General features: G+C 39.8%; 12 protein-coding genes. 8 read left to right on the top strand and 4 right to left on the bottom strand.

The window, feature by feature from the left end; translation table 11 throughout:
• Positions 1-173: 173 nt before the first annotated feature.
• A complete protein-coding gene (locus J1N10_RS15940) occupies positions 174-875 on the top strand; it encodes a cytidylate kinase-like family protein (protein ID WP_262327729.1) in 702 nt (233 codons plus the stop codon).
• 73 nt (positions 876-948) lie between these two features.
• On the opposite strand, the gene J1N10_RS15935 is transcribed toward J1N10_RS15940, so the two are convergent.
• On the bottom strand, positions 949-1,287 hold the full coding sequence (locus J1N10_RS15935) for a DUF6249 domain-containing protein (RefSeq protein ID WP_262327728.1): 339 nt from the start codon (positions 1,285-1,287) through the stop codon (positions 949-951).
• A 216-nt stretch (positions 1,288-1,503) separates the two neighbouring features.
• On the opposite strand from J1N10_RS15935, the gene J1N10_RS15930 reads away from it, so the two are divergent.
• Together J1N10_RS15930 and J1N10_RS15925 are read left to right on the top strand one after the other, a co-directional pair.
• The gene (locus J1N10_RS15930; protein ID WP_262327727.1) at positions 1,504-2,079 is read left to right on the top strand and encodes an RNA polymerase sigma factor; all 576 of its coding nucleotides are present in this window, start codon (positions 1,504-1,506) and stop codon (positions 2,077-2,079) included.
• Positions 2,080-2,089: 10 nt separating this feature from the next.
• Entirely contained in the window at positions 2,090-2,518 is a 429-nt protein-coding gene (locus tag J1N10_RS15925) for a hypothetical protein (protein ID WP_262327726.1), read from the top strand.
• 75 nt (positions 2,519-2,593) lie between these two features.
• Here the strand turns inward: J1N10_RS15925 and J1N10_RS15920 are convergent, their stop codons facing one another.
• Entirely contained in the window at positions 2,594-3,757 is a 1,164-nt protein-coding gene (locus tag J1N10_RS15920; protein ID WP_262327725.1) for a CD0519/CD1768 family membrane protein, read from the bottom strand.
• A 207-nt stretch (positions 3,758-3,964) separates the two neighbouring features.
• Between J1N10_RS15920 and J1N10_RS15915 the strand changes: the two genes are divergently transcribed.
• The 3 genes from J1N10_RS15915 to J1N10_RS15905 all read left to right on the top strand — a co-directional run bounded on the left by J1N10_RS15915 (position 3,965) and on the right by J1N10_RS15905 (position 8,720).
• Positions 3,965-4,534: a hypothetical protein gene (locus J1N10_RS15915; RefSeq protein WP_262327724.1), complete on the top strand. Its 570-nt coding sequence runs from the start codon at positions 3,965-3,967 to the stop codon at positions 4,532-4,534.
• 277 nt (positions 4,535-4,811) lie between these two features.
• Positions 4,812-7,304 carry an endonuclease MutS2 gene (locus J1N10_RS15910; protein WP_262327723.1) on the top strand — a complete coding sequence of 831 codons (2,493 nt, stop codon included), beginning with the start codon at positions 4,812-4,814 and terminating at the stop codon, positions 7,302-7,304.
• A 348-nt stretch (positions 7,305-7,652) separates the two neighbouring features.
• Complete coding sequence (locus J1N10_RS15905; protein ID WP_262327722.1) at positions 7,653-8,720, top strand: alpha/beta hydrolase family protein; 1,068 nt, start codon at positions 7,653-7,655, stop codon at positions 8,718-8,720.
• Positions 8,721-8,821: 101 nt separating this feature from the next.
• On the opposite strand, the gene J1N10_RS15900 is transcribed toward J1N10_RS15905, so the two are convergent.
• Positions 8,822-9,634, bottom strand: coding sequence for a hypothetical protein (locus tag J1N10_RS15900; RefSeq protein ID WP_262327721.1), 813 nt, complete (start codon positions 9,632-9,634; stop codon positions 8,822-8,824).
• 156 nt (positions 9,635-9,790) lie between these two features.
• Between J1N10_RS15900 and J1N10_RS15895 the strand changes: the two genes are divergently transcribed.
• Positions 9,791-10,741 carry an alpha/beta hydrolase gene (locus tag J1N10_RS15895; protein ID WP_262327720.1) on the top strand — a complete coding sequence of 317 codons (951 nt, stop codon included), beginning with the start codon at positions 9,791-9,793 and terminating at the stop codon, positions 10,739-10,741.
• Positions 10,742-10,804: 63 nt separating this feature from the next.
• Positions 10,805-11,215, top strand: coding sequence for a hypothetical protein (locus J1N10_RS15890; protein ID WP_262327719.1), 411 nt, complete (start codon positions 10,805-10,807; stop codon positions 11,213-11,215).
• Between the two features lie 193 nt (positions 11,216-11,408).
• On the opposite strand, the gene J1N10_RS15885 is transcribed toward J1N10_RS15890, so the two are convergent.
• Positions 11,409-12,230: a hypothetical protein gene (locus J1N10_RS15885; RefSeq protein ID WP_262327718.1), complete on the bottom strand. Its 822-nt coding sequence runs from the start codon at positions 12,228-12,230 to the stop codon at positions 11,409-11,411.
• Positions 12,231-12,239: the final 9 nt, after the last annotated feature.

The following is a 12,239-nucleotide window of genomic DNA, read 5'->3' as shown; positions in this document are numbered from 1 at the left end:
TATTTGCACTGTAGATTTTTTTTCATAGATTTTGGATTTAGTTAACGAACTGATTAAGGGTAAGGACAGGTTTCACATCTGTCCTTTTTCTTTTTTATTAGCCCAGGTTGAAATTTTGCTTTCAGGTCGAAACATTGTATCTTATAAACTGTTTTCTAACCAAAAATCAACCTATGGACAATCTCTTTTTAAAATACATGACCAACCGCGAGGGCAAACAGGAAAAACCTCGTATGTCTACTCAACAACCTGGTCCGGTTATTACAATATCGCGCGAATACGGTTGCCATGGAAAACGCATCGCAGAAAAATTGGCTGAAATACTCACAAGCAAAAGTGAAGCCAGTGGTGAATGCAAAGTCTGGCGATGGATTAGCAAAGAAATTCTGGAAGAATCAGCAAAAGAACTTAAACTATCATCAGCATTGGTGAAAGAACTTAGTGATTATAAACACGGAAGCTTTTTCAAAGATTTAGCTTTGTTTTTTAGCGAAGACTTCTATCCGGGTGATGCAACCATTAAAAACACCATTGCCAAATATATTTACGATGAAGCAGAACAAGGTTACGTTATTATTGTAGGCCGCGCCGGAGAGGCAATTACAAAAAACATTGAACGCTCCTTTCATGTTAAGCTGGAAGCCCCCCTCGACTGGCGCGCTGGGGTGGTAGCTGAAGAAGAGCATATAAACATTGTTGAGGCTCAAAAAAAATGTCAGGCTCAGGACAAGCGCAGAGCCATGTTCCGCGATTATTTTGAAAAAGGCAAAAAGGACATCGACTTCTTTGATGCCATCCTTAATTGTAAAGCTTTAAGTGATGATGAAATCCTAGAGTTGCTGGTTATTATAAGTGAAACAAGGGGGTTTATTTAATAACCCGAGTCGATTATCAGACAATAAAAAAGCCACTCAACGAGTGGCTTTTCTTTATCAATCTCTTACCGAATTATTCATCGGTCATAATCTTTTTATGAATACCATAAAATACAATCAAGCTTAAGCCTCCCCATAATAGTATCATCGATAGGTAAGCAGCTTCCTCCGGCATCATGGTATTAGCTTCTAATACACCACCAAGAATAACACCTACTGCTAAACCAACCAATAGCATACCATATTTCAAGCTTAAATAATGCTTTGGTTTTCCTTGTTCAAATATTGAAGCATCTTTTCCGGCAGCTATTAGTGCCGTGCGTTCAATTCTTCTATGTCTGAAATAAGCCAAAGAAATAATAATGGCAGTTATTCCTCCGAAAATAAAAATAATAGCTAATGCACCTTCCATAATTCTATATTTTAATGTTTTACGTTTTTATTTCAACTTCTCTCCCAGAGCGCTCACTCGTATGACGCCAGTAATTTTATGGTGGTTACAAAATCGAGCCAAATTTTTTCTTACTATTTTTAATTCGTTGAAAATCTTGCCTTAATATTACATTGTAAGTAAATTATCGAAAAGACTTGTAACCTATTTTAAAATAGTGGCGTCCTATTCGTACAAATGAGTAACTCAAATGACATAAAACTGATCAAACTAGTTAAAGCAGGCGATGTTGGTTCGTATGCTCAACTCATCGATAATTATCAGCACATGGCATTTACATTGGCCCATAGCATTGTTAAAAACAAAGAAGAGGCTGAAGAAGTTACTCAGGATGCTTTTTTCAAGGCGTATAAGGCGCTTGGTAAGTTTAAAGGCGATGCTGAATTTTCGACCTGGCTGTATCGAATTGTCTATAACGCGGCGATTTCAAAAATCAGAAGCCGTAAAACAGAAACAACTAGCATTGAAAGCCCGGAAGTGGAGAGACAAAATGCTTTTAACTTTGCCGATAACTTGAATCGTTTAGAACAGCAGGAAAGAAAAGTCTTTCTGAAAAAAGCACTTAAGAACCTGAAAGAAGATGATGCTTTTATAATAATACTGTATTATTACAAAGAGCAAAGTATTGAAGAGATTGTTCAGGCAACTGGTTTGTCGAAGTCGAATGTGAAAATCAAATTGCATCGCGGACGAAAACAACTACAAACAGAACTGGAACAATTATTAAAGGGAGAATTAAAGTCTTTTATTTAGATTTGAAACCATGACTGATAAGCGTAAACATACAGAAGATATCGATGACCAAATCATTAAAGATTTATTCAACGGCTATAGTGTAGAGCAAGCACCCGATTCGCTTAAATCCAATACAATGGATAAGGTTTTTAAAGATTGGACAGCTCAAAAAGTTGAGTATAAACCTTTAATTAACAACAGTAATCGCTGGTGGATCTTGGGTAGTTTTGCAGCTCTTTTGGCCATCAGTTTTTTAGTAGATGCAACGGTAATTATTGATTACTGGAATGAACTCAAACCAGACACGACATTTATTAATATGGATAGTTTCAATAAGCAATTAGGCGATATGGCCTTAGCACTTAAAAATCTTCCTTCCATTGTGTATTTTACCGTTATTGGCTTATTTGCTTTGCTTGGCATCGACCGATTCTTCAATCGATTGGCTAATATTTAAAATATTAAATCCTATAAAAGCAAAAGAGTGAGCCAATGATGACTCACTCTTTTTTTATTGCATTATTTCGAATCTTTAAGCTATTCCTAATGAACTAAACAACACAAAGATGTAGTGTGCCGCAATTCCTGCAAATAAACCTCCTATAGTATGAGCCAACAGTGCTTTAGAAGTCAGTTCACGGAAGTTAAGTGTATCCAGCATTGCTGTATGTGTACTCAAGTATCCACTCCAGCACATTCCCATCGCTGTAAAAACTGCAATTTCGTTACCGCCCACAATACCTTGTGCAATAAATGCTTTTACCATTGATAAAGCAGCACCAACAGCACCTAATGATGTGACCGGAAAGGCGATTAACTCAGGGTGTTCAAATCCAAATAACCATTTAAACAACCAATCTACCGAGCCGGCTAGTTTTGGCAAGATAGGCACTCCTTCGTAAGCCAATCCCTGATAACCAATGGCTGCATCAGCAGGTTTAAAGGTAACAACCATCACGATGGTACTAATCACAAGCACTCCAGGTATAATCGCTAAACCAAGATTAACTCCTGATTTACCGCCATCAAGCATGGCATTTAAAAACCGCTGAAAAGTGCTCCCTTTCGATTCAAAAGAAATCTTCTCTTCGTCACCATTGCCTTTAAACTCCTTATCGGCAGGTATTTTACCTCTAATCAGGCGTTGCATCAACCGGGTTGAGATAACTGCACCAATAACCGCTCCAGCCAATCCAATCATCGCACCTGAGAAGAATCCAAGACCAGTCATAAAAGCCAGTACAATCAAACCCATTCCAAAGGCAGTACCAAAGTTAGTCAACGAAATCAACTCATGTGTTTTAAAATAACGACTGAAGTTTTTGTCATTCGACAAACTGATGATGGCCGGATTATCTGAGAAAAAGGTCATCAAACCAGCCAAAGCACTTACCCCAGGCAAGTTAAACAATGGACGCATTAAAGGTGCCAACATTACCTCCAGTAAACGAACGACACCGAACTCAATCATTAAACGGCCTAAGGCTCCTGTCAACACAGTGATTCCCATAATAAAGAAAACCGTGTTCATTAATAAATCGTGCGCGGTACGCATCAATGTGTTTAACAGATTGGTAACTCCCATTACGTGCCCCAGGTAGCCAAAAAAGGCTCCAAAAAACAATAAAAAGAATAACGCCTCATATCGGCGTCGCTCTAAATAGCCTCTCTCTTTCAATTTTTTTAACGCGCTCATTTTATCGGATTTTATGCTCCAAAATTAGGAAGGTCGCCAAAGCCAAAACAAGACTTAAATCAGACTTTATATTTTTTTTTCATGAAATAAATCAGGAAATTAACTGATAATCTTGGCCTATGTAACTCACATTAGTTCGACAATCCACCTGTTTTCAACGATAGTATGTATTTTTGCATTTAAGTAAATACCATATTCAGTCAAAGCATGCAAAACATTGAACCTTTTGCCCGATGGGAAAATATTTATCACTCCAACGAAGACCCTAACTCACTTTACTACGGTGAAGTTCATGATGAGTTCTTATGTCGCAACACCATCTACGACCATTATATCCATCCTAAATGGGATGAATTTGGTTCAAAAACACTCTATCTTAAAATTCTGTACGTCAACTACGACCTACAATTTGCCATCATTGAGCTAATGGGCGAATGGAACGATTGCCTGTATAATGACATCATGCATCTGAAACGAACAGTTATCGAAAACCTCGAAAGGAATGGCATCCAGAAGTATATTTTGATAGGCGAAAATGTCCTCAACTTCCATTACTCCGACGATGCTTATTACGAAGATTGGTTTAACGACATTGAAGATGGTTGGATTATAGCTGTCAACTTCAGGCAGCACATCATTGAAGAGTTTGATAAGATCAATCTGAATTATTACATCCTTTATGGAGGAAAACTTAACAGTGTAAAATGGCGAACCCTCTCACCTATTCAGCTATACAACGCTCTAAATCAATATGCCAACACTGCACTAAACCCTTAAAAATAAAAAAGCCTGTCTGGGGAGACAGGCGAAGAAACATTCTAAGAAAAAAATTCTAACCTAAACCTCACACACATCCGAATGTTTCTATATTTGGGGACCAGGAGAGCCTTTGCTTTGAATTCGAAAGCTAAATTACGCCCTTAATGTGGTGGTGTCAAGTGCCGCCACCTAAAAAAAAAGATTTTTAACACTTTTTTTATAATTCATCTGCCATCTTCTGGCAGTTCTTTCATAAAGCAAAGCGGTTTTGCTATTTTTACACAAAATTGCAAAAGTGATATATCCAGATAGTTTCGAAGATAAGATAAAGTTTACCCGCATTCGTGAGTTGGTAAAAGAAAGTTGCATGAGTGGGCTTGGTAAAGAAGTGGTTGATGAGATGACCTTCAGCACCAATTTCGACGAGGTTAATCTTAATTTACTGCGTACCAACGAATTTAAAAAAGTATGCCTCGAAGAAGATAATTTTCCGAGTGGCTATTTTATTGATGTACGCGAACCCTTGGCTCGTATTCGCACCGAAGGACGTTTTATGGAAGAAAGCGAATTGTTTGATCTCAAACGTTCGCTAACTACCATCAACGATATCTGTCGCTTTTTTAATAAGAAGGAAGAAGAAGATTACCCCACATTAAAAGAATTGGTGGCAGAAGTAGCTGTTTTTCCTTTTATACTGGATAATATTGATGGTATACTCAATAAGTTTGGAAAAATAAAAGACAGCGCTTCACCCGAGTTGGCGCGCATTCGCAAAGAATTGTTTAACAAACAAAACAGTATATCCCGTAAGCTGAGCGCTATTTTAAAACGTGCCAAACAAGATGGTTTGGTCGACGCTGATGTAACCGTTTCCATACGCGATGGCCGGGCGGTTATTCCGGTTCCGGCTGCCAACAAACGAAAGCTGGGCGGTATCGTTCAGGACGAGTCGGCTACCGGCAAAACATCGTTTATTGAGCCGGCTGAGGTCGTGGAAATCAATAACGAACTGCGCGAACTGGAATATGCAGAACGTAGAGAGATGACCCGCATACTCATCGAGATGGCGGATGTGATTCGCCCCTACATTGATGATTTGATGGAATCGTATCGTTTTATGGGCACCATCGATTTTATAAGAGCTAAAGCTCGTTTTGCCATCAGCATCAACGCCCTTTTGCCCAATTATAAAAAGAAACAAAACTTTATCTGGAAAGAGGCGATTCATCCTCTCTTATACCTTCAGCATAAAGCGGTGAACAAAGAGGTGGTGCCTTTGGATATGGAACTGTCCGACCCTAAACAACGCCTGCTATTGATTTCAGGACCCAACGCCGGAGGTAAGTCGGTGTGTCTGCAAACAGTTGGTCTGGTACAATACATGTTTCAGTGTGGATTGATGGTGCCGATGAATGAAGGTTCGAGCATGGGCTTTTTTAAACACATCTTTATGGACATGGGTGATGAGCAGTCAATTGAAAACGACCTTAGTACCTATAGCTCGCATCTGTTTAATATGAAACACTTTTTGCGTTATAGCCAAAAAGAAACATTAATATTAATTGATGAGTTTGGAACTGGAACTGAGCCAATGCTGGGTGGTGCCATCGCCGAAAGTGTGTTAGAGCAATTAAACCTCCAGAAAGTATATGGTGTTATTACAACCCACTACACTAACCTGAAACACCTGGCCTCTCAAACCGAAGGCATTGAAAACGGCGCCATGTTATTTGACACCGGCCGAATTATGCCGCTCTATAAATTGCAGATTGCACAACCCGGTTCGTCCTTTGCCTTTGAAATAGCACGCAAAATTGGTTTGCCCGAAAACATACTCTCCAGCGCTAAAGAAAAGATTGGGCAAGAACATGTGGATTACGATAAAAACCTGCGCGAGATAGTTCGCGACAAGCGTTATTGGGAGCAAAAGCGTAACACCATTCGCATCAATGAGAAAAAGCTGGCCGATGTGTTGGAACGCTACCAGCTGGATTTGCAGAATATTAAAAAAGAACGCAAAGAAATACTGGATCAAGCCAAAGCGGAGGCCGAGCACTTGCTGTCGAATGCCAATAAAGAAATAGAAAACACCATTCGCACCATTAAGGAAACGCAGGCCAATAAAGAAAAAACCAAGCAGGCCCGCCAGAAACTGGAAGGTTTTAAAGAGCTGGCAAGCGATAAGAAAGATAAAGACGAAAAGATTGAACGCAAGATTCGCCAGATAGAAGAGCGCGAAAAACGTAAAGCCAACCGAAAGAAGAATAAAGACAGTGAAGCAGAAACAGCATCCAAACTTCGTCCTGGAAAGAAGGAAACCCCAATTGAGGTAGGCGATAACGTTAAGTTGAAAGGACAAAATACGCCCGGAGAGGTTCTTAAAATTCAAGGCAAAGAGGCAACTGTGGCTTTTGGCAGCCTAAGCACAACCGTGAAGCTTAATCGCCTGGAGCGCGTGAGCAACAAAGCTGTTAAACGGGCTAATATTAGCAACCCCAATGCATCGTACTCCAATGTGGGTGATAAAGTGCGGGAGCGCAAACTAACATTTAAACCCGATATTGATGTACGAGGCAAACGCACAGAAGAAGCCATTCAACTTGTATTAAACCATTTAGATGAAGCCGTAATTTGCGAAGTACCACAAGTAAAAGTCCTACATGGCAAAGGAAATGGCATCTTACGAATCATGATACGCGAACAACTGGACACCTTACCTTTTGTCCGTTCTTTCCGAGACGAGCATGTGCAACACGGTGGCAGTGGCGTAACAATTGTGGATCTGTAACAAATAGATGTCATATAAAATCTAAGTTTATACATTATAAAGTAAGGGATTTCATCCCTTAAACCCTGACTTACTTTTCTTTTCTTGATAAAAGAAAGTAAGCAAAGAAAATCAAGGCTACTTTATAAATAGCTATCTTATTCAGCTCAGAAATAAGTGCGGCCGGGTGATTTCCGAACAAGTTCGAAACTTCCCGGTCTTACTAATCTCTTTGCTTCAACAAAAGCTATTTTTAAATGATGCCGTGTTCTACATCCATGTGTATCAACTTTATAAAAAAACGGCATTTATCATTGTTGATAAGCGCCGTTTTTTATTACTTGGGTTTAATTTGTAAATCCATTAACTATGAATAAACTATTTTCTGCACTCGCATTACTATTCGTTATAACGGTAAGCTTATTTGGACAAAATCAAGACCTTAAGAAGATACTGAATCAGCAGGACGAAAACCTGCGCCATCGATTAGATCGACTTGAAAAGATGGTGGACGACCTGATGTGGCACGAACGATTGGGCGACATTGCTCATGTCGATAAAGTATATATGTATGGCCCTCCCAAGTGGAAGGAGAAAAACCCAACTGCATTGGGTGCTGGCAATCCGGTTAAATTCTGGTCCTACCTGTTCTTTCCCAAAGACATCGATACCAACAAAAAATACCCATTGATGGTCTTGCCTCATGGCGGCGTGCATGCCGACTTTACGACTTATTACACACATATTGTGCACGAACTGGTGAGCCAGGGGTATGTGGTGGTTGCTGCCGAATATAGAGGAAGCACCGGCTATGGTAAAGGTCATTATGAAAAAATTGATTACGGCGGATTGGAAGTGCAGGATGTGTATGCCAGTAAAAACTATATGTTGGAAAACTACTCATTTATTGATGCCGACCGCGTGGGTATTATGGGATGGAGTCATGGTGGCTTAATCACCCTATTCAACATTTTTGAATACGCCAATGACTATGCGGTAGCGTATGCCGGTGTGCCGGTAAGCGACCTGGTAGCTCGCATGGGATATTACGAAGACGACTACCGAGCGCTTTACGAAGCAGATTACCATATTGGACAATCGGCACATCAGAATGTGGAAGAATACCGTCGTCGTTCTCCAGCCTGGAACACGCATAAATTCAAGAATACACCATTATTGATTCACACCAATACCAATGATAACGACGTGCATGTGCTGGAAGTAGAGCACTTGATTAAATCGTTAAAAGCAGATAACAAGCAATTTGATTACGAGATATATGAAGATGTGCCGGGTGGACACTCATTCGATCGCATGGACACAAGAATTGCCAAGGAGATTCGCGTTAAAATATACAAACACATGAATACATATCTAAAGCCGGAGAAACCAATTAATACTTTACAGGATATTCAAAAGGCCGGTTATCGGTTTTAAAACAGATATAAGACTTTAGACGTAAGAATAAAAAGGATGCCATCTTTATTTGTAATTGTGCTAATAAAGATGGCATCCTTTTACTTTCTCCCTGCAAATTATTAAGGTTTCATCACCCCATTAAAATACAATACCTGCGTAGTGTCCAATGGTATTTCATACGATACTTCTAGGCCAGACGGCATAGGCGACACATGAATCGTCATTTTAAACTCTTCTTGCTTGCTGTATGAAATTGAATACGGCTGTCCGGCACTAAACGCATTGACTTCATAAAAGCACTTTTGACTACGACCATCCTTAAAGTAAATATTAGCCAGCTCATCAGGTAAAAACTCGAGGCGGTAAATATTGTATTGCTGTAATGAATCTGCAACTGTAAAAGGATTATGGCTAATCAAACCCGAATGATAAGCATCGCCAGATAGTTGCATCGGCTTTAAAAATAAATTCCAGGAACCCAATAGTTCTTTTTCGGTGTGGGGAAAGGCAGCTTCATTGAGCTGCCCCGTAAGCATTCGCAGATACAATTCATTTTGCAATTGCAACAACTGATGTTGCTCATATAATCTATTTAAAGAATCGACGAGATAAACCGTTGAATCCTCCAATGATTTCAGATGAGCTGTTTGTTTATTCCATGCCTCATCAACTAACACCGCTCCCTCTTCTATGGGCTCATTTGCCAGTTCTTTCTCGAGCATGGTTGCTTTCACGTGTCGGTAAAAAGCATCGTATTGCTTCCACCTTTCAATTAATTGTCGATACTCATCGTTCAGTTTTAAGTGCGAACGATACAAGGTGTCCAGCGAAAACTGCACTTCTTTTTTAGTCTGAGCATTTACATTACAAGAAAGAAAAGCCAACACAAAAACAAGCACCGCTATGGTGCTTTTCAATATCCCGATTTTCATTGTTTAGAGGTTTAAGTTTTTAACGGGTTTCAAAGTATTGAAAAGCCATGTGGATGTCCAGTACAAATTGATTAACAGGCGTTATTTATTAATGAGTTGTTGAATTTGACAGACAATGCGTTTATAATCGTATCTTTATTTACCAAACGCTTAACTATGAAAATACTTATTTTTACGCTTTTACTGCTCTCAAGCGGACTGGTTTATGGCCAAAACCAATTCAACGAGATAATTACCTTGAACACGGCTACCGGCACCCTTTATGGCACCATTACAGTGGCCGACTCCCTCCACCCCACTCCCATTGTCATTATTATTCCGGGCTCGGGGCCAACTGACCAAAATGGCAACAGCGGCATGGCCATGCACACAAATGCCTACAAACTCCTGGCCGAAGCTTTGGCCCAAAATAACATATCCTCATTGCGATACGACAAACGCGGCATAGGCAAAAGTTATAAGGCTGCTATTGAACAACACGATTTGCGATTTGAAGTCTTTATTGATGATGTGGTACTATGGCTTAAACAACTGAAGAGCGACAAACGCTTCTCATCAATCTATTTGGCCGGTCATAGTCAGGGCTCATTAATAGGTATGGTAGCAGCACAGAAAACAGCAGTTGATGGTTTTATTTCTATTGCCGGAGCAGGGTATTCTATTGATAAAGTGCTTGAGACACAATTAAAAGATAAACTTTCAGATAGCCTTTACCAAGAATCTGTCGACATCTTATCGTCTCTTAAAGAAGGCCAAAAAGTGGATTCTGTTAGTCCGTGGCTCTACAACCTCTTTCGTCCGGCCATTCAGCCCTATATGATTTCGTGGATTAAATACGCCCCGTGTGAAGAAATTCAAAAACTAACGACTCCCCTGTTAATCATCAACGGAACAACCGACCTGCAAGTATCAGTAGATAATGCCGAAAGGTTACATGAAGCATCCGAAGAATCACAACTACTTTTAATCGAAAACATGAATCATGTGCTGAAAGAAGCGCCAATAGAGCAAAAAGCCAACATGGCTACTTATATCGATGGGCAATTACCACTTGTACCAAAATTAGTTGATGAACTCGTGCTTTTTATATCAAAAACCAAAAAATGATGTCGTGACGCAACCAATTAAAACACAAAGCATCTACCTAAAAACAAACTCAAACTCTAAAAGATGAAAAAACTAAGCATTGTCCTTCTGGCAAGTTTACTATTCCTATCGTGTCAATCAGATGAAGAACAACTTATTGGTATATGGGATGATAATATTCACTTATCAACCAAAAGCGTAGAACTAGGAGCACAAGCTTCATCAGCAACCATAACAACAAAAGGTGAATGGTGGTGGATTGATGCTATTAAAATAAATGAACAGATTTACCAATATTACAATTCTGAAGAAGTGAACATGGAGAAAGGCTCCTACAAAATAGTTGAAGAGGCTTTTACTTTTGAACGCAAAAACAATACAACCATGATTATTTCATTGCCGGAAAACACAAGTGGAAAAACCATTAAAATGGACATTACCCTGGAGGCCGGCAATTATTTCGATTATGTTTCGATTACTCAGGTAGCTCAATAATCAATACTCTTTTCTTAAACAACAAAGAGGGCGTCTGCATCAGACGCCCTCTTTGGGTATTCTCCATTCGACATACATACAAACAAGCCTAATCAGAGAGAATACAAAACAGAAGCAATGCGACACCATCATCCAAGACTATTCAATGACCAATCTCAAGCGCCTGGATATTCTGGCTGGTGCCACACTCCGATTAGTACATCCAGCAATCTAAGGACACTGCATCGGCCACCTCCTCGGTGTATGCTTTTGTTTTAAAATAATCGTTATTAGTATCGTATTCACTTTTAAAACTCAGGTTTTGCCCGGCGAAAATAAACGATTCTGCATCCATATTCACTTCTTTAATACAAAACTGATTATCCTTATTTTTTATCAACCTGTTTTGCGCAGCTGCCAGGTTCATTAGTCCCTGACTAATTTGCGCCACAGGCAAAGCCGGGTATTCATCGAAATGGCCTACGCACCATTCTGGTTTCACTTCTCCAAGTGAAGCCGAACTGGTTTCGACACATAAATTCATATCGTAAAGCTTAACTACATCGCCATAAGGACTAAAACCATTAGCGCGGAATTCTGTTGATTTATATTTGCGGAAGAAACGTTCGAACAATTGAACGGTCAAAACAGAGTACTGCACCTCTGCTGTATATAAAATTTTACCTTCTGAATCGTGAATCGCTCCTTCGGCCATGCCACACTTTTTATTGAAATCGATAGCATTCATAATGCCCCGGTAGCTGGTGCTGGTGCATGGACGGCTGTGAACCCTTTTGAGCGTGGCTTTGCTTGCCAAATAGAAATGCTTGTTTTTAACCGGATTGATATTAGCCACCGCTAAACTTCCTAAAATAGCTATGTGGCGTCCGGCTTCTGCTAAGGTTATTCCTTCAACCTGACTGGCATCAAACAGCTCTTGCTCAAAAGAGGCCGTTACGGTGGTGCCTTGAGTCCGTATATCCTTTAATGAATTATAAGGATATGTGACCTCAATTAACTGATTTAAATCCTTCATGACTTTGAA

This window comes from Carboxylicivirga litoralis (genome assembly GCF_025499605.1).
GTDB lineage: Bacteria > Bacteroidota > Bacteroidia > Bacteroidales > Marinilabiliaceae > Carboxylicivirga > Carboxylicivirga litoralis.
This window is presented reverse-complemented; position numbering and strand designations above follow the sequence as displayed.

Bases quoted from the DNA above. Each gene is read 5' to 3' on its own strand.
- J1N10_RS15930 (WP_262327727.1), top strand. From the start codon at position 1,504: ATGAGTAACTCAAATGACATAAAACTGATCAAACTAGTTAAAGCAGGC.
- J1N10_RS15920 (WP_262327725.1), bottom strand. From the start codon at position 3,757: ATGAGCGCGTTAAAAAAATTGAAAGAGAGAGGCTATTTAGAGCGACGC.
- J1N10_RS15915 (WP_262327724.1), top strand. From the start codon at position 3,965: ATGCAAAACATTGAACCTTTTGCCCGATGGGAAAATATTTATCACTCC.
- J1N10_RS15925 (WP_262327726.1), top strand. From the start codon at position 2,090: ATGACTGATAAGCGTAAACATACAGAAGATATCGATGACCAAATCATT.
- J1N10_RS15905 (WP_262327722.1), top strand. From the start codon at position 7,653: ATGAATAAACTATTTTCTGCACTCGCATTACTATTCGTTATAACGGTA.
- J1N10_RS15895 (WP_262327720.1), top strand. From the start codon at position 9,791: ATGAAAATACTTATTTTTACGCTTTTACTGCTCTCAAGCGGACTGGTT.
- J1N10_RS15885 (WP_262327718.1), bottom strand. From the start codon at position 12,230: ATGAAGGATTTAAATCAGTTAATTGAGGTCACATATCCTTATAATTCA.
- J1N10_RS15900 (WP_262327721.1), bottom strand. From the start codon at position 9,634: ATGAAAATCGGGATATTGAAAAGCACCATAGCGGTGCTTGTTTTTGTG.
- J1N10_RS15940 (WP_262327729.1), top strand. From the start codon at position 174: ATGGACAATCTCTTTTTAAAATACATGACCAACCGCGAGGGCAAACAG.
- J1N10_RS15890 (WP_262327719.1), top strand. From the start codon at position 10,805: ATGAAAAAACTAAGCATTGTCCTTCTGGCAAGTTTACTATTCCTATCG.
- J1N10_RS15935 (WP_262327728.1), bottom strand. From the start codon at position 1,287: ATGGAAGGTGCATTAGCTATTATTTTTATTTTCGGAGGAATAACTGCC.